The organism is Rheinheimera sp. NSM (assembly GCF_052380015.1).
Classification (GTDB): domain Bacteria; phylum Pseudomonadota; class Gammaproteobacteria; order Enterobacterales; family Alteromonadaceae; genus Alishewanella.
On record NZ_JBQTCI010000003.1, the window covers coordinates 383,130 to 404,060 of the forward strand.

A 20,931-nucleotide genomic window follows, 5' to 3' on the forward strand; every position below is an offset into this window, starting at 1 on the left:
TAATCCTTTTTCCGGCAGTAGTCACATTAACCGACATTAATCCGGTGCACAGTACCGTCTTCTCCTACTTCGGTAATATGGCCTTTCGGGTCGTCCAAAAACATAACCGCAACCAGGCCCACCAAGGCAGAGGCGGCAATAACATAGAAGAACATGCTGTAACTGACATAACTCAGTACCGTTAAATACACCACAGCCCCCACATTACCGTAAGCCCCGGCCATGCCGGCAATTTGCCCGGTCATGCTGCGCTTGATCAGCGGCACTATAGCAAACACCGCACCTTCACCGGCCTGCACGAAGAAACTACACGCCATGGTGGCCAATACTGCCAGCGGGATCCACCAGTGGCTGTCCATCAGGCCCATCAGGAAATAACCGGCCGCTAAACCGCCAATTAAGATCAGCATACTTTTGCGCCGGCCAAATTTATCAGAAAACCAGCCGCCCATTGGCCGCGATACCAGGTTCATAAAGGCAAAACCCGACGCCAGTAAACCGGCTTTCACCGCACTTAAACCTTCGAAGGTTTCCAGAAAGTACAATGGCAGCATCGACACCACCGCCAGCTCAGAGCCAAAGGTAGCAAAGTAGGCAATATTTAATATCCCCACCTGCTTAAAGCTGTATTTATCCGCCTCCGGCACACCGGCACGTAAATGCTCAACATTAATACGTAAGGTTTGCTGCGTTTGCAGCACAAACAGCAGCAGTAATATGCCCCAGAATATATACATCATATCGGTAGAAAACAGGTTAACCCCGGCCGGAGACAAACGCCAGGCCAGCATGCCCAGCGCCAGATGCATAGGGATATTCATTAAGATTAAGCCCCACAAGGCGCCCCAGCTGGATACCACCATAGCACCGGTTTTTTTCGGCTTAAAATACACCGAGCCTTTAGGGGTATTACGGGCATACTTGTAGAATACCAGCGCATACACTGCGCTTATCACACCGACAGTACCAATAGCATAGCGCCAACCATCGTCGCCGCCATAAGCCAGCGCCAGCGTTGGTAACGTCATGGCCGCAGCAGCGGAGCCAAAGTTACCCCAGCCACCATAGATGCCCTCAGCGGTACCCACCTGATGATGCGGAAACCACTCGCCTACCAGGCGGATGCCAATGACAAAGCCGGCACCAACAAAACCGAGTAAAAAGCGAAACACTGCCAGCGCAGAGTAAGTTTGCGCAAAGGCAAAGCCAATACACAGCAGTGCCGAGATAAACAACACTACCGAGTAAATAATACGCGGGCCGTAGCGATCAACCAACATGCCCACGACAATACGTGCCGGGATGGTTATCGCCACGTTTAGGATCAACAGGGCTTTAACCTGAGCATCGGTCAGTGCCAGGGCGTCTTTAATATGAATCAGTAACGGCGCATGGGCAAACCAGATAACAAAAGTTAAAAAGAAGGCAAACCAGGTCAGGTGCAGCATTTTTACTTTTTGCTCAGCGAAATTCAGCAGGTTTAACCCACTGCCGCTTGCAGTTGCTAAAGCAGGTCCAGCCATAATACTCTCCACAGGATTAACAGATAAACTGCGCCAAGTGTAGAGAGCTGAAGCGGCAAAATCATTGATATAAAACAAAGCCGAACCGGCAGTTTCTTACTATAAAACAAACAGATACCAACTTATAGGTAGGCCGGCGACCGTCGTCATGGCGCGGTATTTCAGCAACCGCTACCCACTTTGGCGTAATAACCTGACCCGCCCCGCCTTAGTCAGCGCGTCAGAGGTACGCCCTCTGCGCTGCAGCAGCGTTTAGCTTTGGCGTTACACTAAGCTGTAATACTGATTAGCGGATATTTTGCGATGGAGCATACTACTCCCACCACGCTGGCACAGGCCACGCTGCCGGGGGCTAACCGGGCGCTACTGCTTGCCACGCTGGCCTTTGCCGCTTGCTTTTCGGTCTGGACCTTATACGCCGTAATGGGCATAGCGTTACAACAGCAACTGGCGCTTAGCGCTACACAATACGGCATACTGCTGGCGGCACCTATATTAAGCGGCGCCCTACTGCGGGTGCCGCTTGGCATATTGGCCGACCGTGTCAGTAGCCGGCGCTTATGGCTGTACCAGATGCTGGCAGTAATACCGGCGCTGTTACTGCTGCCGCTGGTAAATAGCTACAGCGGCTATTTATGGCTTGGGCTCTGGTTTGGTATCAGCGGTGTGTCTTTTACCTTTGGTGTGCGCTATGTCAGCGTCTGGTTTGCCTCAAGCCGCCAGGGCCGGGCGCTGGGTTTATTTGGTGTGGGCAATGCCGGTGTTGCCATTACCTTTGTGCTGGTGCCGCTGGCGGTAACTTACCTTGGCTGGCAGTGGGTGGGGCCGCTGTATGCTGCAGGTATGTTACTGATCACACTGCTGTTTGCCCTGTTGTCACCGGCAGAGCCTGCTCAGGCTTACACTCAGGCCGCAGCGCTTAGCCTGCGTACACTGGTATCAGATGCACGTATCTGGCGTTTTTCCCTGTACTACTACTTTGTGTTTGGCAGTTTTTTAGCGCTGCTGTTGTGGCTGCCACAATACTATATGCAGGCCTATGCCATGAATGCACAACAAGCTATGGCGTTTACGCTGTTTTTTGTTGCCACCTCAAGCATGGTAAGGGCATTGGGCGGCTGGTTTGCCGATCGCTACGGTGGCCGCGCAGTAAACTGGAGCGTATTCTGGGTATGCCTTGTGTGTTTGTTCTTTCTTAGTTACCCACCTACTACCTTGATTGTGCATGGCCTGGAAAAAGATGTGCAGTTGGAGATTGGCCTCAATGTCTGGTGGTTTACACTGCTGATTTTTGTTATCGGTGTGGCTCAGGGCTTTGGCCGCGCCAGTGTGTATAAAGTGATCCACGATTATTACCCGCACCATATGGGCAGCGCCGGTGGCTTTGTTGCAGCGGTAGGTGCCCTCGGGGGCTGTACGCTACCGGTGCTGTTTGGTGTGGCACAGGATGTACTGGGCATAGTCACCGGCTGTTTTATGATTTTATACGGCGTACTGGCGCTGTGTATGATCACCATGTTTTTTGCCAACCAGGCCGCGCAATACCGGCAAAAACTGGCTCAGGCACGCACAGAGAATTTTTTACGCGATGAGGATCAACCTCTTTAAGCTAAGGATAAATCATGCAAATTACTGATCTGGCAACCGAGCAAAAGCTGTTGCCGCTGTTGCGCCAGGCGTTTCGGCCGATGTTTTTATTTGGCGCTGTCTTTAGTGCTATTGCTATGCTGCTGTGGGGCCTGACACTGGCCGGCCATATTCAGCTAAAGCCCTTTGCCAACGTGCTGTTCTGGCACAGCCATGAAATGCTGTTTGGTTTTGTTAGTGCTATTGTTATCGGTTTTTTACTGACCGCAGTGCAAAACTGGACCGGGCTGCGCGCGCCGCATGGTAAAAGCCTGCTGTTTATCAGCCTGTTGTGGTTAAGCGCCCGTCTGCTGTTGTTGTTTGGCCAGGGCTTACCGCTGTATCTGGTGGCCGCAGTGGATTTAAGCTTTCTGCCGGTGTGTGCGGTATTGTTAGCCATCCCTCTGATTAAAACCGGCCAGCAGCGCAACCTGTTTTTTATACCGCTGCTGTTGCTGCTGACCGCCTGTAATGCACTGATGTATATCGGTGTGGCCTACAATCGCTATGATTTAATGCAGCTGGGCAGCCAAAACGCCATCTGGCTGGTTACGCTTCTGATGGCGATAGTCGGTGGCCGGGTGCTGCCGATGTTTACCGCCAATGGCACCCAAACTAAAAAGGTGGCGGCCATGGTCTGGCTGGACCGCGCTGCGCTGGGTTCTTTATGGCTGATATTTGTACTGCACTTTTTTGCCCTGAACAAATACCTGCCGCCACTGGCTATCAGCAGCTTATTTGCCTTAAGTGCCCTGCTCACCGCCCTGCGCTGCCTGCGCTGGAAAATCTGGCTTACGGTTAAAGTGCCGCTACTGTGGTCGCTGCATCTGGCGTACTGGTGTATACCGCTGGGGTTAGCGCTATACAGCGCACGCTACGCCGGGGTAAATATCAGCAACAGCATAGCGCTGCACGCGCTAACCGCCGGTGCTATGGGCAGCATGATTTTAAGCATGATGGCACGGGTATCATTAGGCCACAGCGGCCGCATGCTCAAACCGCACAGTATTATGTCGTTGGCGTTTTTACTGGTACTGGCTGCAGCCATCAGCCGCACGGTATTAATTTGGCTGTGGCCGGCCCAGACTATGCAATGGCTATGGTTAGGCATAGGCGGCTGGGTGCTGGCGTATGGACTATACGTATTGGTGTATTTTCCGGTGCTAACCACGCCAAGGCCAGACGGCCGGCCAGGTTAATGTGACCTTACCTCTGAAGAGGTAAGCCTGCCGCGGCTTTGATTTATATCAAGCCGCAACCCGTCACGGCTTTTACACTGGGTGCATGCTCTTGCTATGACGGAACGCAAAATGAACACCGATTACGATAACAAGCCGCTGGTATACTCCTGCTCCGGCTGCTCTAACGTGGCCCAGTTAGCCAACGATCTGGCCGTGGTACTGGATCGGGAAGGCTCGGCCCAAATGTCCTGTATTGCCGGCGTTGGCGGCCAGGTAAAACAACTGGTAAAAGTTGCGCAGTCCGGCCGGCCTATTCTGGCCGTAGATGGCTGCCCGCTTAACTGTGTAAAGCAAACCCTCGCCACCGTAAACGTAGTGCCCACCTGGCATATAGAGCTAACCTCACTGGGCTATAAAAAACGCGACCACGAAAACTGCGGTTTAGCCGATGCCTATAAACTGCTGCAAATGGTGCATAGCGATATCCTTGGACAGCCGGGCAAACCGGTCTGATCTCCCTCATTGTTCCGGCGCCATAGTTCGCGCGTATTTGCCCGGCGGCAATCAGCGTGAAGCCGGCGTTGGGATTATTTTTTATCTGCTGCTGAAATTTACCCTAAAATGATACTGTTGCAATGTGCCGTGAAAGGGCTACTGTGAAGCAGTGCGCCTGATTGTACAAACGAAACCCATATCAACGTCCTTTAAATCCGTTACGTTAGGAAGACTACTGTGAAAGCATCTGACTTATTTGTAAAAGCACTGGAAAATGAAGGCGTTAAATATATTTTTGGTGTTCCGGGTGAAGAAAACCTCGATTTTCTGAATTCATTAAAAAACTCCGGCATTCGCTTCGTCCTGACCCGTCATGAACAAGGCGCAGGGTTTATGGCCGCCACTTACGGCCGTTTAACCGGCCAGCCCGGTGTCTGTTTAGCCACGCTTGGCCCCGGCGCAACCAACCTGGTGACGCCCGCGGCTTTTGCTCAGTTAGGTGCCATGCCTATGCTGTTAATTACCGGACAAAAACCGATCAAAACCAGTAAGCAGGGACGGTTTCAAATCCTGGATGTGGTGGATGTAATGCGCTCTGTCACCAAGTTCAGCAAACAGATTGTGAATGGCAATACCATTGCGCCGCTGGTACGCGAAGCCTTTCGTTTAGCCATTGAAGAGCGGCCGGGAGCCGTGCATCTGGAACTGCCGGAAGACATCGCCGCTGAGCAATGCGCAGACACCATCTACCCCGTGGTTGGCCATCAGCGCCCCCATGCGGCAACAGCGGCATTGGTCAAAGCCACTGCGATGATAGAAGCCGCCAAACGCCCGCTGCTGCTGATTGGCGCCGGCGCTAACCGCAAAAGTGTCTGTCAGGCACTAACTGCTTTTGTAGAAGCTACCGGCATGCCCTTTTTTACCACTCAGATGGGTAAAGGCGTGGTCGATGAGCGCCACCCGCAGTACCTCGGCTCGGCCGCCCTGTCGGACCACGATTTTGTCCACTGCGCCATAGCTAAAGCGGACCTGATTATTAATGTTGGCCACGATGTGGTGGAGAAACCGCCGTTTTTTATGCAACATGGCGCCAAACAGGTTATTCATGTCAACTTCTTACCTGCTGCTGTCGATGCGGTGTATTTTCCGCAGCTTAACGTGGTTGGCGATATTGCTTTTTCTGTAGCGCAACTGACGAAACTTATCCAAAACAAGCAGCATTGGGATTTTTCCTATTTCAGCCGCATCAAAACAGAACTGGAGCAGCATCTGGCGCAGTACTGTGCTGATAGCCGGTTTCCAATGTTGCCGCAACGGCTGGTGCACCTGCTGCGCCAGCGCCTGGACGATAATGCCATTGTCAGCCTCGATAACGGCATCTATAAATTATGGTTTGCCCGTAACTACAAATGCTACTCAGCCAATACCATGCTGCTGGATAATGCCCTGGCGTCAATGGGCGCAGGCCTGCCCGGCGCCATGGTGGCTAAAATGCTGCAGCCAGACACTCAGGTGGTGGCGGTATGCGGTGATGGTGGTTTTATGATGAACTCACAGGAGTTGGAAACTGCAGTACGCCTGCAGCTAAACCTGGTGGTAATTGTGCTGAACGACAATGCTTACGGTATGATCAAGTGGAAACAGCAAGACATGGGCTTTGCCAATTTCGGTCTGGATTACACTAACCCGGATTTTGTCCGCTATGCGCAAAGTTTTGGTGCTAAGGGTTACCGCATCGGGAATGATGAGCATTTTAAACACATTCTGAACAGCTGCCTGAACTCTGCCGGGGTGCATGTTATCGACCTGCCGGTAGACTATTCACTGAACCACGACATCCTTAACGTGTTACTGAAAGAAAAAACCTGTCAATTGTAATTGCCGCGCGTCCCGGTTACGCCTGCAGCAGTATTGGCGACGTTGCTGTTCCTTAACCTGAGTGCGCCAACGCCCAGCGTAACAGCCGGGCATACAGCCATTGCCGCGGTCCGCGTGGCTCTGCCAGCCCCATACGGCCTAACGCTTCAGGTGCATCAGGCCCGCCGCGCAGCAGCGCGCCCAGCGCTTGTAATTTTGACTGTTTCAGCCGCTTCAGGCGCTGCAATACCGCCACCAGCTGTTGTTCCAACACAGTAAAATCACTGCCAAAAGGGTAACGGGGTAAGTTGCCCGTTAAGCGCAGCGCATCTAAACGGGCCTCAAGGCTTGCCGGGGTATTTGCCGCAGCAGCAGCGGGAATAGTCCAGTTTGCATCCAGTTTGCCGGCAGCCACTGCTTTACTTAATAGTTTTTGTTGGAAACGGCTATCACTGATACAAATCAGCGCTTTTATGCATTCCTCGTCCGTTGCGCCCCGCAAATCGGCAATACCGTATTCGGTAACCACAATATCGCGCAGATGGCGCGGAATAGTGCAGTGCGGATATTCCCAGACAATACCGGATGTTAGCTTGCCACCACTTTGGCGGGTACTACGCAGCATCAGGATCGAGCGACCATCGCGCATGGCATGCGCCATGGCGACAAAGTTGTATTGCCCGCCGACACCGGAAACCAGCTGATGATCTTTCAGGCCATCAGAGGTGGCCGCGCCGGTTAAACTCACCATCATACAGGTATTGATAAAGCGGGCTTTTTGCCGCTGTAATTTCTCCAGTGTCGGGTTGCCACCATATAACTGGTTGATCCGGCCAACCGAGCTCATCCTGAAACGGGGCCATTCTGCTGCAGTCAATTGGCGCAACCAGCGGTAAAAATGCTCTGAGCCGAGAAAAAATGCCGCGTCTAATAAAGCGCCACTGCCTTCAATACCGGCCTGCTCCCCGATGCGCCCAGCATTGGCCAGGCTCTGCAAGCGCTCATCGTCGAATACTTCGCGTTTGAGGATGCCGGCCTGATACAAATGCATAAAACCATCGAGAAACATTTCACTGGCGCCATACAGCCCGGTGTCAAAGCTGTCATGGCCACCAATAGCATCTATCAGCGCCTGGCCCGGCAACCCCTGGTTAAAATAGCCGCGATAGGCTTCATTGTTTTGCTGGCGCTGGATCAAGCTGTACACCAGAGCATCACTGAGTGAGCCAATGCCGATTTGCAGCGTACCACCGTCGGCTACCAGCGCACTGGCGTTCATTCCGACACAATAATCCTGCGTAGTGACCGGGCTGCGGGGCAATGCAAACAGCGGTTGTTGTGGGTTATCGTCGATGATTTGGTGAAAAAAATCCTTGCTAACCAGCGCATCGCCGGCCATAAAGGGCAAGTCCGGGTGCACCTGCGCCAGTATCAGGCACTTCCTGTCAGGACGATGACGCAGTTCTTCTGCCAGATCCAGCGTAACATCCGGGTTGCTGCTCAAACTGTATTGCCAGTCTGATTCGCCCGCCCGCCGCGCGACCAGTTGTAAAATCAAATTCACGCCGCGGTCGGCCAGATCCCGCGCTACATGGGTGTAGTTGCTGGACACATAGTTGCGCTGAGCATCGGTATTACCCAGCATGCTGCCGGACTGAAAATAAAATTCGGTAACGGTAATATTGGCCGGTAGCTGTTGTGCCGCCAGCGCATCGGCATAGGCCAGCCGCGGATAGTCTTCACCAAAATGACGTTTGACAAAAGGCTGCAAAAAACGCTGTTCCAATTCACTACCGGGTTTAGGCGGATTAAGCGACAGCGCGGTGAAGATATCCAGCCGGATACTGCTGTCCCGGCAGGCCCTGTGGTAAAACGCATTGATCAAGCGGTTAGGTTTGCCCAGGCCCAACGGTAGCCCCAGCACCACATGCTTACCAATTTGCGCTAAGACGCGGTCAACGATATCGGCATAATCATTATTGCTCATTGCTGTAACTTATCTCCGTGTTCTGTACCACCGCATTACTGCACTGTACTACATTGACCAAAAGATTGGTTGATTGAGCAAAAGATTGGTTGACGCAAAGCGCAAATAACGAGGCAGTGCCAAACACTCATACCACTATTTATCTTAAACACCCTTTAACCACAGACACTACACAGCGGATCTTTGTTTAAACTAAACTGCTGCCATTTACCGGTTAACGCATCAAACAGCTGTAATTTGCCGTATAACGGCGTACCGACTCCGGCAAGAATTTTGACCGCTTCCAGCGCCTGCATGCTGCCGATAACCCCTACTACCGGGCTTAAAATGCCGGCTTCCATACAGGTTAACTGCTGTTCGCCAAACAATTGGCTTAAACAGTGATAACAAGCGCCGTCGCCCTGCATACTAAAACTGGCGACCTGGCCTTCAAAGCGGATAGCGGCACCGGATACCAGCGGCACTTTGGCTTGCACGCAAGCGGCGTTAATGGCATTGCGGGTGGCGAGGTTATCGGTGCAATCCAGTACCAGTGAAAACTGCGGTACCAGCTGTGCTAAGTCATCGGCAGTCAAGCGCTGCTGCAAAGCATTAATGACAATGCCAGAGTTTAGTGCCTGTAAGCTCGCTGCAGCTTGCTGTACTTTACTCTGGCCGATATCCTCTTCGCGGTACAGAATTTGCCGTTGTAAATTGCTGTGGTCGATAGTATCGCCATCTGCCAGGGTGATACTGCCAACACCGCCGGCCACCAGATAAGGTGTAGCGGCGCAGCCGAGCCCACCCATACCTACCAGTAGCACCTTACTGGCAAGCAACGCTTCCTGCCCCCTGAAGTCCAGTGCCGGTAGCATTAGCTGGCGGCTGTAGCGCATAGCTTGCTGCTGATTCAGCGCAAGCGTGTTCTGCGGAGGCGGGCTAAACGGCTTAGTCATGCTTGTTATCCTGCGTTATTTGTTCAGGCCTGCGCCACAACCAGCATGCTACCAGCAGCAAAAACAGCGGTAACAACAGCTTGAGTATTACCGGAGCAGCTGAAAATTGAATCAGTACGGCGCTCAGTGTCATCATGCCGCCGGCCAGATATTTAGCGCGCCGCGGCACTATACCATGCGCGCGCCAGGCTAATACCGGCGGGCCCAACCGCGAATGTGCCAGCAGCCACTGCTCTAAAGCCGGCCAGCCTTTACCGGCTGACCAGGCACTCAGCAGAATAAAGGGCACCGTTGGCAAACCGGGTAACGGAATACCGATAAGCCCCAGGATTAAACTTGTTAACGCTAACAGCCGCCAAAAAAACAGCTTAGTAATATGCCACATTATTTCAACCCCAGCCGCTGTGCCAGTTTATGCAGGTTGCTCGGATCCAGCTCTAACTGTCTTGCGGCCTGTGACCAGCTGCCATCATGCTGCATTAATGCCTGCTGTATCATATGCCGCTGCAGTTGGTTAACGGCCTGCTTAAGTGTAATAGCCGCATTATGCTGCACCGGGTTATTCAGCGCCATGTGATGCTCTGCTACCGCTACGCTGTCAATATCCAATAGCTCAGCGCCCAGTGTTACAATATCGCTGCGTGCCGCCCCCTGGCTTAATGCTTTAATTGCCGCGCGGCTGATAACATGCTCCAGCTCGCGCACATTGCCCGGCCAGTCGTAGTTTAACAGCGCCAGCTCAGCGGCCGGTGCTAAACGCAGAGCTCTGAGCCCAAGCCGGCTGCGGTTCAGCTCTAAAAAATGCCCGGCCAACAGCGGAATATCATCGCGCCGTTCGCGTAAGGGCGGGATGGGTAAAGGATAGACCGACAGACGGTGATATAAATCGGCGCGAAACTCGCCACTTTTTACCTGTTGCTTCAAATCACGGTTAGTGGCGGCAACCAGGCGCACATTCACCAGCCGCGTTTTATCAGATCCCAGCCGCTGAATTTCACCGTTTTGTAGTACACGCAGCAGTTTAGCCTGCACCAACAGCGGCAGCTCACCTACTTCATCCAGAAACAAGGTGCCACCATCAGCCGCTTCAAACCGCCCCGCCCGTTCACTGTGCGCACCGGAAAAAGCGCCCTTGTTATGGCCAAACAATTCGCTTTCTGCCAGGCTTTCCGGCAACGCTGCACAATTGAGGTAAATCATCGGTTTACTGGCCCGGGCTGAACTGCGGTGCAAATGCCGGGCAAACAGCTCTTTACCCACCCCGGTTTCTCCCAACAGCAATACCGGCAAGTCAGAATTTGCCACTACGGTAAGTTCCTGCAAAATTTGCTGCAGTACTTTACTCTGGCCAATCAGTTCATAGCGCAGCTTGGCGGCCGGTTCAAATTGTTGCTCATCGGCCTGATGATTCAGCCGCAGTGCCCGGTTAGCCTGCTCCAGCTCAGTGGTACGCACCGCCGCCTCGACCAGCAAGCTATAACGTTGCAGTTCAAATACAGCTGCCGCCGAAAAACTACCGGCTTCTAACGCATCCAGCGTTAGCACTCCCCAACAACGGCCTTCAATGTACAGGGCTATGCCCATACAATCGTGTACCGGCAGCGCCTGGCCCGGTTGCTCTGCCAATAAACCATCGTAGGGGTCCGGCAAGCCACAGTCAGGCTCAAACCGCACCGGATTGCGACTGGCTAAAATAGCGGCCAGCCGCGGATGCCGGCTAACCACAAACCGGCGTCCAAGCGCTTCGCGCACTAAACCATGTAAGGCCACCGGCTTTAATATATCGTGCTCAAGTTTAAGCAACCCTACAGCACCACAGCCAAAATGATTACGTAAAGTGCTGACTAAACGCTGTAAGCGCACAGCTGCCGGCAGATCTGTGACCAAATCTGCAATTAAACTTTCTTCCAACATGGTAGTTATGACCCTTGGGTTATTTTAACCCTGATTTAGCTGGGTTCAATTTACCATAGCTGCAAATAAAGCCATATAAATCAAAGGTGGTAGTTTTGGCCTGACTCTTGCCATTTATAACCAGACGGGAGCTTTACCCGGCATGTTAATTACTTAGTCAGGAGTACCTATGTCATTATTGGATCAATCTTTAGGCCAGATCGCCACCTCCGTAGCCGGCGCTACCGCCGTATTTCATCAGTACAAACTGGATTTCTGCTGTGGCGGCCAACTTAGCCTGCGCGAAGCCTTAGCCAAACGGCAGTTGCCGGCAGACGCTGTGGTGAATGCGCTGCAAACATTGCAACAACAACCGACTGAGCATATCGATTGGCGCACAGCTCCGGCAAAACAGCTTATCGAACATATTTTAACCCGCTTTCACCAGCGGCATCGCCGGCAGTTGCCTGAGCTGTGTCGGTTAGCGCGCAGAGTTGAACATGTTCATGCGCTGGACCCGCAGTGCCCGACAGGCCTGGCCGATCATCTGGGCGATATGTATCAGGAACTGGAAAGTCATATGATGAAAGAAGAGCAAATTCTGTTTCCGATGCTGGCCGGCGGTATTTATCCGGCCGGGCCCATCAGTGTGATGGAAGAAGAACACCTGCAACATGGCGATGCGCTGGAAAAACTTGACCAACTGACCAATAGCATCACCTTGCCGGCAGATGCCTGCAATACCTGGACCGCACTTTATGTTGGCTTAAAAGAGCTGAAAGAAGATTTAATGCAGCATATTTTGTTGGAGAACCATATTTTGTTCGTGCAACCCAGCCACACCGCAAAAGATGATGATCGCCAGCTGTGTTGCGGCAGTTGCCAATAAACAACCTGCGGCTATTTACCAAAGCGCCGGGCGCAAAAGCCCCGGCGCAGCCTACCCTGCCGCTATTCACTTTGGCATACCCGACTGCCGGGGTTAAACTTGATTTTCATGCTGTTCCTGTCCATTCTGGGTAAAACTCACCACTTAGCGGATACCACAGATGAGCATTGAAACAGATAAAACTGAACTGGAATGCAGCATTAACCGGGGCTGTGACGCCATAGAGTTGATCATACAACCGCGCGAAACTGACTTAGGCGAATTTTCAGTTAAACGCAGCTTACCTACCCGGGCCCGGAAAATGGTGGGGCCCTGGATATTTTTCGACCATATGGGGCCGGCTGAGTTTGCCCCTGGTAAGGGCGTGAATGTGCGGCCGCACCCACATATTAACCTGGCAACGGTTACTTACTTGTTTGACGGCGAGATACTGCATCGCGATTCACTGGGCAGCTACCAAACCATTACACCGGGCGATATTAATTTAATGGTCGCAGGGCGCGGTATAGTGCATTCAGAGCGCGAGCGGCCGGAGGTGCGCAGCACGGCCCATAAACTACATGGCTTACAATTGTGGCTGGCGTTGCCACAGCAAGATGAAGAGATAGCTCCGGCGTTTTACCACTACCCCGCCAGTACTATTCCGGCATTAACCGTCAATGGTGTGCCGCTGCGGGTATTAATTGGTCAGGCGTACGGCGTAACCTCGCCGGTAAAAACCTTTGCGCAAACCCTGTATGTCGAAGCGCATTTACAACCAGGGCAGTCGCTGACACTGCCGGATTGCGAAGAACGGGCACTGTATGTTGCCAAAGGTGAGCTGCAGGTTAAAGACACCCTGGTGCCGGAATTTTCCATGGTGGTGTTTAAAGCGGCAACAGGCGTAAGCATCACTGCCACAACAGAGAGCCGGATTGCACTTATCGGCGGTGAAAATGTCGGCCCGCGCTTTATTGACTGGAACTTTGTTTCCAGCCGCAAAGAACGCATTACCCAAGCCAGGCAAGACTGGGCTGCCGGCCGCTTTGCAAAAGTGGTGGGTGATGAAGACGAGTTTATTCCGCTACCGGAGTAAAACCGGCAACGGCATAACCTACATAGCCTGCCTTGCCAGTGGTGTGGTCAGCACAAATTGCGGTATATGAATTTGCCCGCCGGCAATAACGGTTTTGTTCAGCAAATGCATCACTCTGGCGTTTACAACAATACCGGCATTATCCTGCAGCATAGTGCCGCTTAATACATAAGTGGCCTGTTGTTGCATATCCAGATAATCACCGCGGCTGAAAACAAAATCACCGCGTGGCGTAACGCGGATTTGCCGCGCCAGTTTGATGTCGGCAACTTTAACCCCCAACCGTTGTAGCTGAACATACAGATGCTCTGCCAACTGATTACCCAAGGCGTTGCTTTCATCCAGTTGTGAGTCAAACAGTACAAAAGAGCTGATGGCGATGGTGGGCTCTGCAGTTTCAAACTGCATGGACAACATCAGTTGCAGCGCAAGGTCGGCTGCGTAATCAGACAAAGGTTTAACAGGCCGCGCGATAGCCGGCGGCAGATAATTGCCGCCTGGCAGGTATTGCAGTTTTTGTTCATCCGGCAATAAAGCCACGGTTGGTGCAGCCTCTGCTGCCGTGCACGTCGGGCAATGGGCCTGCTGCGCAGCAGGCGTTGTTAACTGACAACCGGCCAAACAACACAGCCCCGCCACTACCGCATATACTTTCATTGCAACCTCTGTCATTACTGAATACCGTATTCAGTAAGCTATCGGCGGCAATGGCAGTTTTCTTTAGTAAAGAATGTGTCAGCCCTGCTTTAACTGCAACCGGTCTTCGCCGCTTTTACTCAGAATGGCTCTCACCACCTGCTCTGGCATAAAAGTTCGGGCAGCAGAAATAACCTGTTTGTTATCAATACGGATTAATCTGGCGTTGATCAATACCCCCTGCTTGTGTGCTGTCATCGTGCCGGTAACCACAAAACGGATGGGCTGCTCTGTGCTTAATTCCGAGAAATCGCGGCTAAGGGCAAAATCGCCACCAGGTGTAACGCGGATATAATCTGTCACTTTATAATCCAGCACCGCTACACCAAACTTATGCAGGTCGTACATTATGGCTTCGCTTAAATGGTTACTCAGCACAGAGCCCTGATCCAACGCTGTATCAACGTAAGCGAAATCTGTTACGCCAACCATGCCGGTTTCTTCGGCGGCACGGTGGTTCGACATCAGCTCATGCACCAGGGCGCGCGAATATTCGTTGGCCGTCAGCAATGGTAAGGCATGGCTTGATGTATCTGCCGCCGTAAGCTGAAAATGCGACACCCCGGCCAGCCGTTGATCGCGCTCAGGCTGTTGCATAACCACCGCTTGCTCTGCGGTGTTACGGGCACAGGCGGCCAGCAGCAATATACTTAGTACAGGTAATATCTGTTTCATCGTTGTTCTCCTGAATATCTCTGCCGGTACAGCTTGTCACCACGTTTACCAACCTCTTGCCGGCTCCACAGCACATTGTGCGGTACATAGCCGCTGGCAGCGGCCAGTACTTGTTTATTACGGATACTAATCAGCCTGGCGTTTAACAGCATGCCGTCTTCCATCACGGTATAAGTGCCAACCAACAGGGTGTCGGCATCGCTGAGATTACCGATATCTGCCAGTTGTCGCGACAGCGCCTGCTCGTGATCGGCTTGCAATAACAGTTGGCCGCGTAAACGGTAATCGTACACCACAAAACCGCGCTGACGCGCATGGGTAAGCATACTTTCACTAAGCTGGTTCGCCAGTTGCTTCTGCACCTCGTCAGCCTCTGCTAACGATAAGCTGTTTACCGGCAAAAAACTGGCCACGGCTATTTCAGCAGCCGGCCGCGCCAGCGTGCTTTGTGCCGGCACCTGGGCAAACAGGCTGTCTGCCAACTGCTGCGTATAATAATGCAAAGGATATTCGCTGAGCGCTGGCTGTTTTACCACCTCGCGCGGTGGCGCTGCACTATTGCAAGCAGCCAGACTACAACCGGCAAGCCATACTGCCAGTACACGGTAAAATATTACTTTCATGGGCAACCTCTGCTTCTGACCTGCAATGCTTAAGCAAATTACGGGCCAGAAACAGCGGCGGGCTTTTGGCGTTAAATCGCCACCGGAGCTTTGATATGCGGATGGGCCTGATAATTAAGCAGAGTAAAATCAGCAGCGCTAAAGGCGAAGATGTCTTTAACGTCCGGGTTTAACTGCATTTGCGGCAACGGATAAGGCTGTCGCGCCAGCTGAGTATTCACTTGCTCTAAATGGTTTAAATACAGATGCGCATCACCAAAGGTATGCACAAAGTCGCCCGGCTGTAAGTCACATACCTGAGCCACCATTAAGGTTAACAGGGCATAGCTGGCAATATTAAACGGCACGCCGAGAAAAATATCGGCACTGCGCTGGTACAGCTGGCACGACAACTTGCCGTCATTGACATAAAACTGAAACAAGGTATGACACGGCGGCAACGCCTGCTTACCCTGGGCGGCATTTTGTTTTGGTGAAACAGAGGTATCCGGCAGCACCGCCGGGTTCCACGCGCTGACAATCAGCCGGCGCGAATCCGGTGTGCGTTTAATATCGCTGATCAACTGGCTTATTTGGTCAATAACACTGCCGTCAGCAGCTTGCCAGCTGCGCCACTGGGCGCCGTATACCGGGCCCAGCTCGCCCTCTGCAGTAGCCCATTCATCCCAAATAGACACACCGTTGTCTTTCAGGTAGCCGATATTGGTTTCACCTTTTAAAAACCACAGCAGTTCATGAATAATGGAACGCAGATGGCATTTTTTGGTGGTAACCAGCGGAAAGCCCTGCTGTAAATCAAAGCGCATCTGGTAGCCAAACACGCTGATGGTGCCGGTACCGGTGCGGTCGGTTTTCTTATGGCCATGCTCAAGCACATGGCGCATTAAGTCGAGATATTGCTTCATATTCAGGACACCTGCTTAGTCAATTTTGCCTTGTTGATATTGGCATAAATAATCAGCGCCACCCCGGCGATAATCATCGGCAGCGACAACCACTGCCCCATTGACATGCCTGCCGACAGTATTCCCAGATGCGCATCCGGCTCACGATAAAACTCTACTGTAAACCGAGCCGCACCATAACCGGCTAAAAACAGGCCACCCAAGCTGCCGGCCGGCGGGTTAAAGCGGCGATACAGCATGATCAAGATAAACAACAACACGCCTTCCAGCGCAAATTCATACAGTTGCGACGGGTGCCGCGGCAGCGGGCCGGCGCCCGGGAACAACACAGCCCAGGGCACGTCTGTCGGCCGGCCCCACAGTTCAGCATTAATAAAGTTACCCAAGCGCCCTGCCGCCAGCCCCAACGGAATTAACGGCGCAACAAAATCGCCCAATTGCAGGTAATGCTTGTTATAGCGCCTGGCAAACCAGAGCATCGCCACCATTACGCCCAGCAAACCGCCGTGAAACGACATACCACCGGTCCAGATTTTAAATAAATACAGCGGCTCGCTGATAAACAGCTCAAACTGATAAAACAGCACATAACCAATACGGCCACCGAGCACCACGCCCAAAAAACCGATAAACAATAAATCGCTGACCTGCTGCTCTGTCCAGCCGGAGCCCGGCTTTTTTGCTGCACGGTTTGCCAGCCACCAGGCAATAGCAAAAGCAATAAGATACATTAAGCCATACCAGCGCAGGCTTACCGGACCGATGGAAAAAATCACCGGGTCTATTTGCGGAAATGTAATATAACCAGAAGCCATAACAACCCTTAACTAAACATCATTTTTGCTGAAACCAGCAGTAAAAAAACACCAAACACCCGCTTAATTGTCAGCACCGGCAAGGTTTGGGTTAACCTGGCCCCCAGGGGCGCAGTAAATACCGACGTTGTCACTATCCCCAGCAAAGCCGGTAAGTAGATGTAACCGATAAACCCCTCCGCCAGCCGGTAGTGTTGCCAGCCGGCAATAACATAACCAAGAGTGCCGAACAGCGCAATGGCAATACCACTGGCAGCGGCACAACCAATGGCGCGGCGCATATCCACTGAAAAATAATTCAGCACCGGCACAAACAGCGCACCACCGCCAATGCCGAGCAAACTGGCAATGCCGCCCAACACAGCTGAAAGCATTACCACCACACCTTTACCCGGCAGCGGCTTTTTGCCCAGGGTAGAGCGCGAGCCCAACATCCGCAATGCTAGCAGTAACACTGCCACACCGAAAATCAGCTGCAACACAGCACCACTGATATTGTGCGCCAAATAACCAACGCTCCATGCACCAATAGCGGCTCCGGTCATAATACCCCCGGCTATCGACCAGGGCACACTGCCCCAGCGATGATGCGCATACACAGACGAGGTAGCGGTAACAATAATAGACCCCAGCGAAGTGGCAACCGCAACCAGGATAGCGTGATCAGCCGGCACCACACCATAGGCCGGCAGCAGCATCACCAGTACCGGTACAATGACCAGGCCACCACCAATGCCGAGTAATCCGGCAAGAAACCCCACCAGGGCACCAAGTAACAAAGCAAGCAGAATAATGGTTAACACAGAGTTCCCGTAACCGGCCAGCGATATCCTTCGTGGCAGCCTTTAATAAGGGCAGACGCAGGATCAGGCACGTAGCTGGCTTAATAATTGTTTTTGCTCTAAAAAGCGCTGTATATGTGCGCGTACCTGTTTAGCTGACGGACAGGCCAGCACTTCAGGCAGCAATAAAGCCAACTCAGACATTTCTACCCGGCGTAACAGCCATTTTATTTTTGCCAGGTTACTGCTGTTCATACTGAAACTGTCATATCCCATTGCTGCTAACAGCAATACACCGGCCGGTTCACCGGCAAGCTCACCGCAAACGCTGATGGGAAACTGTAAGCCGTTTGCCTGTTGTGCCAGTTGATGTAGCGCCCGCAGCACCGCCGGATGCATAGCGTCATACAGGCCCGCTACTCTGGGGTTGTTGCGATCTACCGCTAATAAATACTGGGTTAGATCGTTGGTACCGATAGAGCAAAAATCCACTTTACGTGCCAGCTCCGGTAGCTGATACATAATGGACGGTACTTCAATCATTACACCAATTTTGGGTTTGGGTAAATCAATTGCTAACTCGTCGCTGACTTCAAAACTGGCCTGCCTGATCAGCCGGATTGATTCATCCACTTCGGCTAAATCCGTGATCATCGGCAGTAAAATATGCAAATTATCCAGCGCCAGATTAGCCTTTAACATGGCACGGATTTGTACCAGAAAAATCTCCGGATGATCCAGGGTTAAACGAATACCGCGCCAGCCCAAAAACGGGTTTTCTTCAATAATGCTGAAATAGGGCAAGGCTTTATCACCGCCCACGTCGAGGGTGCGCATTATCACCGGTTTATCGGGGTAATTTTCCAGCACCTTGCGGTACAGCTCTATTTGTTCCTGCTCCGTCGGAAACCGGCTGCGCATAATAAAAGGGAACTCGGTACGGTACAAGCCGACACCGCCGGTATATTGCGGTTCTGTGGTTTCCAGCTCTATGGCTAAACCGGAGTTCACCATTAAATTAAACCCGGCGCCGCATAAGGTTTGTGACGGCAATGCTATTTCGGCCAGATAACGGGCATTTAACGCGGCATCTTCACTAATTAAACGCTGGTATTCAGCACATATGGCTTCTACCGGCGATAGCAGAATATGGCCCTGGTAACCATCAACAATCAGCCGTTGTCCCTGCCAGTGTAGCAGTGGCAGCTCATCTACCCCCATAACGGCAGGAATGCCCAACGCCCGCGCCATAATAGCCGCATGCGAGTTTACCGAGCCTTTTAGCGACACTATTGCTACCAGTTGTTCCCGCGGCACTTCCGCCAGCATAGTAGCAGTAACGTTGTCAGCCACCAGCACCACTTTTTCCGGCAGTTTAATTTTACGCTGCTCGGTATCCAGCAAATTGTTTAATACCCGCTGGCCCAAATCCCGGATGTCGGTGCCACGTTCACGCAGGTATGGATCGTCCATATCGTCAAATTGCCTGGCGAATTTTTCCACCACCCGCTTTAACGCGCTTTTGGCACACCAGCCCTGGGCAATTTGTTGCTCTATTTCACGCCCCAAACTGGCGGCATCCAGCAGCTGGTGGTACACATCAAAAATAGCCAGGGCATCGGGCGGTAAATGCCCGCTCATGCGCTCAGCCAGCCGGTTGAACTCGGCTTTGGTAATTTTTACGGCACGGTAAAAGTGCGCCAGCTCTTTTTCCGGCTCGTCCGAGCGTTTCAGCGAAATGGCGTTAAAGTCATTGGCAGGCTCTAACACAAAAGCTTCACCGATAGCGATGCCGGGCGCGCCGGGTAAGCCTTTTAACTGTCCGGTTTGGGTGTGGCCTGCAGTTGTTTCACTGGCCGCCTGACGCATTTCAGCATTGGCCAGCACTGATGCCAGCTGGGCGCCCAAGGTAACGAGGAAAGACTCTTCATCTTCATTAAACACACGATCGGCGCCCTGCTGGATGGTTAACACCCCAAGCACTTTACGATGGTGAATAATAGGACAGCCTAAAAAGGCGGAGAAACGGTCTTCACTGACTTCGGGGGTAACTTTAAAGCGTGGATGTAAGTGGGCTTTCGCCAGATTGATGGGCTCTTCACGCTGGCCTACCCAACCGATTAAGCCTTCAGAGAAGCCGATAGCAATACTGCCGATAGCGTCAGGGTTCAGGCCGTCAGTGGCCATCAGCATAAAGTGCTGTTGTTCATAATCAGCCAGGTACACTGAGCAACATTCCGTTGCCAGTGCCTGTTTAACGCTTGTCACCAAACCGGCTAATGCGTTTTGAAGCACCGGCTCTTGTGCTACGTCCTGAACTATTCGCCTTAACTGGCCTAACATAAGAGCCCCATCTTCAGTTCAGCGGTTAACCTGCTTTACTAACTCTTCTTTTTGCCTTCGCGGCGGATAAACGGCAAAGCGACCGGAGCAAACTCTTTCATGACTTTTCTGTAAACTTCACGCTTAAACGCGACAACCTGGCGCACCGGATACCAATAACTGACCCAACGCCAGCTATCAAATTCAGGATGCGTGGTTTTAAGTAAATTTACATCTTCGTCTGCACAGGTCAGCCGTAGCAAAAACCACTTTTGCTTCTGGCCTATACACACCGGGTTACTGTCTTTGCGAATTAACCGTTTCGGCAGCTTATACCTTAACCAATGCTTGGTTGTGGCAATGATCTCCACATCTTTTGCGGTCAGGCCTACCTCTTCATGTAATTCACGGAACATGGCTTGTTCCGGCGTTTCGCCATCATCAATGCCACCCTGTGGGTATTGCCAGGAATGCTGACCATACCGTTTTGCCCAAAACACCTGTCCCTGGTGGTTACAAATCACTATGCCGACATTGGCCCGAAAACCTTCGGCATCGATCACACAAACCTCTGGCGGATCTTAAAACAATATGTAAAAGATTCTTTCATAAAGTCAGGGCTTGGGCAAACGGTATTTTCAGCAGCAGTTTT

The 20,931-nt window shown here is 52.3% G+C and carries 19 protein-coding genes; 6 read left to right on the plus strand and 13 right to left on the minus strand.

Annotated elements, in window-relative coordinates:
* Positions 1-26: 26 nt before the first annotated feature.
* Positions 27-1,523, minus strand: coding sequence for a NarK family nitrate/nitrite MFS transporter (locus ACTZWV_RS11130; protein WP_444786615.1), 1,497 nt, complete (start codon positions 1,521-1,523; stop codon positions 27-29).
* Between the two features lie 303 nt (positions 1,524-1,826).
* On the opposite strand from ACTZWV_RS11130, the gene ACTZWV_RS11135 reads away from it, so the two are divergent.
* From ACTZWV_RS11135 to ACTZWV_RS11150, 4 genes are all read left to right on the plus strand, one after another.
* Positions 1,827-3,131: an MFS transporter gene (locus ACTZWV_RS11135; protein ID WP_444786616.1), complete on the plus strand. Its 1,305-nt coding sequence runs from the start codon at positions 1,827-1,829 to the stop codon at positions 3,129-3,131.
* A 14-nt stretch (positions 3,132-3,145) separates the two neighbouring features.
* Positions 3,146-4,348 (plus strand): NnrS family protein, encoded by a 1,203-nt coding sequence (locus ACTZWV_RS11140; protein ID WP_444786617.1) that lies wholly within the window; start codon positions 3,146-3,148, stop codon positions 4,346-4,348.
* A 111-nt stretch (positions 4,349-4,459) separates the two neighbouring features.
* Entirely contained in the window at positions 4,460-4,843 is a 384-nt protein-coding gene (locus ACTZWV_RS11145; RefSeq protein ID WP_444786618.1) for a putative zinc-binding protein, read from the plus strand.
* Between the two features lie 219 nt (positions 4,844-5,062).
* Positions 5,063-6,703, plus strand: coding sequence for an acetolactate synthase large subunit (locus tag ACTZWV_RS11150; RefSeq protein ID WP_444786619.1), 1,641 nt, complete (start codon positions 5,063-5,065; stop codon positions 6,701-6,703).
* 52 nt (positions 6,704-6,755) lie between these two features.
* On the opposite strand, the gene ACTZWV_RS11155 is transcribed toward ACTZWV_RS11150, so the two are convergent.
* The 4 genes from ACTZWV_RS11155 to norR all read right to left on the minus strand — a co-directional run bounded on the left by ACTZWV_RS11155 (position 6,756) and on the right by norR (position 11,518).
* Entirely contained in the window at positions 6,756-8,669 is a 1,914-nt protein-coding gene (locus ACTZWV_RS11155) for an acetyl-CoA hydrolase/transferase C-terminal domain-containing protein (RefSeq protein ID WP_444786620.1), read from the minus strand.
* 155 nt (positions 8,670-8,824) lie between these two features.
* The gene (locus ACTZWV_RS11160) at positions 8,825-9,604 is read right to left on the minus strand and encodes a HesA/MoeB/ThiF family protein (RefSeq protein WP_444786621.1); all 780 of its coding nucleotides are present in this window, start codon (positions 9,602-9,604) and stop codon (positions 8,825-8,827) included.
* Positions 9,597-9,989: a YbaN family protein gene (locus ACTZWV_RS11165; RefSeq protein ID WP_444786622.1), complete on the minus strand. Its 393-nt coding sequence runs from the start codon at positions 9,987-9,989 to the stop codon at positions 9,597-9,599. The genes ACTZWV_RS11160 and ACTZWV_RS11165 overlap by 8 nt, the downstream gene beginning before the upstream one ends.
* Positions 9,989-11,518, minus strand: coding sequence for a nitric oxide reductase transcriptional regulator NorR (gene norR, locus ACTZWV_RS11170; protein ID WP_444786623.1), 1,530 nt, complete (start codon positions 11,516-11,518; stop codon positions 9,989-9,991). The genes ACTZWV_RS11165 and norR overlap by 1 nt, the downstream gene beginning before the upstream one ends.
* A 169-nt stretch (positions 11,519-11,687) precedes the next feature.
* Between norR and ytfE the strand changes: the two genes are divergently transcribed.
* Positions 11,688-12,386 carry an iron-sulfur cluster repair protein YtfE gene (gene ytfE / locus ACTZWV_RS11175; RefSeq protein ID WP_444786624.1) on the plus strand — a complete coding sequence of 233 codons (699 nt, stop codon included), beginning with the start codon at positions 11,688-11,690 and terminating at the stop codon, positions 12,384-12,386.
* A 160-nt stretch (positions 12,387-12,546) separates the two neighbouring features.
* Positions 12,547-13,461: a pirin family protein gene (locus ACTZWV_RS11180; RefSeq protein WP_444786625.1), complete on the plus strand. Its 915-nt coding sequence runs from the start codon at positions 12,547-12,549 to the stop codon at positions 13,459-13,461.
* An 18-nt stretch (positions 13,462-13,479) separates the two neighbouring features.
* Here the strand turns inward: ACTZWV_RS11180 and ACTZWV_RS11185 are convergent, their stop codons facing one another.
* The 8 genes from ACTZWV_RS11185 to rppH form a co-directional block, all read right to left on the minus strand.
* The gene (locus ACTZWV_RS11185) at positions 13,480-14,133 is read right to left on the minus strand and encodes a FlgO family outer membrane protein (RefSeq protein WP_444786626.1); all 654 of its coding nucleotides are present in this window, start codon (positions 14,131-14,133) and stop codon (positions 13,480-13,482) included.
* Positions 14,134-14,196: 63 nt separating this feature from the next.
* The gene (locus ACTZWV_RS11190; RefSeq protein WP_444786627.1) at positions 14,197-14,832 is read right to left on the minus strand and encodes a FlgO family outer membrane protein; all 636 of its coding nucleotides are present in this window, start codon (positions 14,830-14,832) and stop codon (positions 14,197-14,199) included.
* Positions 14,829-15,455 (minus strand): FlgO family outer membrane protein, encoded by a 627-nt coding sequence (locus ACTZWV_RS11195; protein ID WP_444786628.1) that lies wholly within the window; start codon positions 15,453-15,455, stop codon positions 14,829-14,831. The genes ACTZWV_RS11190 and ACTZWV_RS11195 overlap by 4 nt, the downstream gene beginning before the upstream one ends.
* A gap of 71 nt (positions 15,456-15,526) precedes the next feature.
* Entirely contained in the window at positions 15,527-16,360 is an 834-nt protein-coding gene (locus ACTZWV_RS11200) for a thymidylate synthase (RefSeq protein ID WP_444786629.1), read from the minus strand.
* 2 nt (positions 16,361-16,362) lie between these two features.
* Positions 16,363-17,175 carry a prolipoprotein diacylglyceryl transferase gene (gene lgt / locus ACTZWV_RS11205; RefSeq protein WP_444786630.1) on the minus strand — a complete coding sequence of 271 codons (813 nt, stop codon included), beginning with the start codon at positions 17,173-17,175 and terminating at the stop codon, positions 16,363-16,365.
* A gap of 8 nt (positions 17,176-17,183) precedes the next feature.
* Entirely contained in the window at positions 17,184-17,978 is a 795-nt protein-coding gene (locus ACTZWV_RS11210) for a sulfite exporter TauE/SafE family protein (protein ID WP_444786631.1), read from the minus strand.
* A gap of 63 nt (positions 17,979-18,041) precedes the next feature.
* Entirely contained in the window at positions 18,042-20,300 is a 2,259-nt protein-coding gene (ptsP, locus tag ACTZWV_RS11215) for a phosphoenolpyruvate--protein phosphotransferase (protein ID WP_444786632.1), read from the minus strand.
* A 38-nt stretch (positions 20,301-20,338) separates the two neighbouring features.
* Positions 20,339-20,842 (minus strand): RNA pyrophosphohydrolase, encoded by a 504-nt coding sequence (gene rppH, locus ACTZWV_RS11220; RefSeq protein ID WP_305553032.1) that lies wholly within the window; start codon positions 20,840-20,842, stop codon positions 20,339-20,341.
* Between the last annotated feature and the right edge of the window lie 89 nt (positions 20,843-20,931).

What these genes read in the sequence shown, in the direction of transcription:
- ACTZWV_RS11130 (WP_444786615.1), bottom strand. Translation starts at nt 1,523, where the DNA reads ATGGCTGGACCTGCTTTAGCAACTGCAAGCGGCAGTGGGTTAAACCTG.
- ACTZWV_RS11135 (WP_444786616.1), top strand. Translation starts at nt 1,827, where the DNA reads ATGGAGCATACTACTCCCACCACGCTGGCACAGGCCACGCTGCCGGGG.
- ACTZWV_RS11140 (WP_444786617.1), top strand. Translation starts at nt 3,146, where the DNA reads ATGCAAATTACTGATCTGGCAACCGAGCAAAAGCTGTTGCCGCTGTTG.
- ACTZWV_RS11145 (WP_444786618.1), top strand. Translation starts at nt 4,460, where the DNA reads ATGAACACCGATTACGATAACAAGCCGCTGGTATACTCCTGCTCCGGC.
- ACTZWV_RS11155 (WP_444786620.1), bottom strand. Translation starts at nt 8,669, where the DNA reads ATGAGCAATAATGATTATGCCGATATCGTTGACCGCGTCTTAGCGCAA.
- ACTZWV_RS11160 (WP_444786621.1), bottom strand. Translation starts at nt 9,604, where the DNA reads ATGACTAAGCCGTTTAGCCCGCCTCCGCAGAACACGCTTGCGCTGAAT.
- ACTZWV_RS11165 (WP_444786622.1), bottom strand. Translation starts at nt 9,989, where the DNA reads ATGTGGCATATTACTAAGCTGTTTTTTTGGCGGCTGTTAGCGTTAACA.
- norR (WP_444786623.1), bottom strand. Translation starts at nt 11,518, where the DNA reads ATGTTGGAAGAAAGTTTAATTGCAGATTTGGTCACAGATCTGCCGGCA.
- ytfE (WP_444786624.1), top strand. Translation starts at nt 11,688, where the DNA reads ATGTCATTATTGGATCAATCTTTAGGCCAGATCGCCACCTCCGTAGCC.
- ACTZWV_RS11180 (WP_444786625.1), top strand. Translation starts at nt 12,547, where the DNA reads ATGAGCATTGAAACAGATAAAACTGAACTGGAATGCAGCATTAACCGG.
- ACTZWV_RS11185 (WP_444786626.1), bottom strand. Translation starts at nt 14,133, where the DNA reads ATGACAGAGGTTGCAATGAAAGTATATGCGGTAGTGGCGGGGCTGTGT.
- ACTZWV_RS11190 (WP_444786627.1), bottom strand. Translation starts at nt 14,832, where the DNA reads ATGAAACAGATATTACCTGTACTAAGTATATTGCTGCTGGCCGCCTGT.
- ACTZWV_RS11195 (WP_444786628.1), bottom strand. Translation starts at nt 15,455, where the DNA reads ATGAAAGTAATATTTTACCGTGTACTGGCAGTATGGCTTGCCGGTTGT.
- ACTZWV_RS11200 (WP_444786629.1), bottom strand. Translation starts at nt 16,360, where the DNA reads ATGAAGCAATATCTCGACTTAATGCGCCATGTGCTTGAGCATGGCCAT.
- lgt (WP_444786630.1), bottom strand. Translation starts at nt 17,175, where the DNA reads ATGGCTTCTGGTTATATTACATTTCCGCAAATAGACCCGGTGATTTTT.
- ptsP (WP_444786632.1), bottom strand. Translation starts at nt 20,300, where the DNA reads ATGTTAGGCCAGTTAAGGCGAATAGTTCAGGACGTAGCACAAGAGCCG.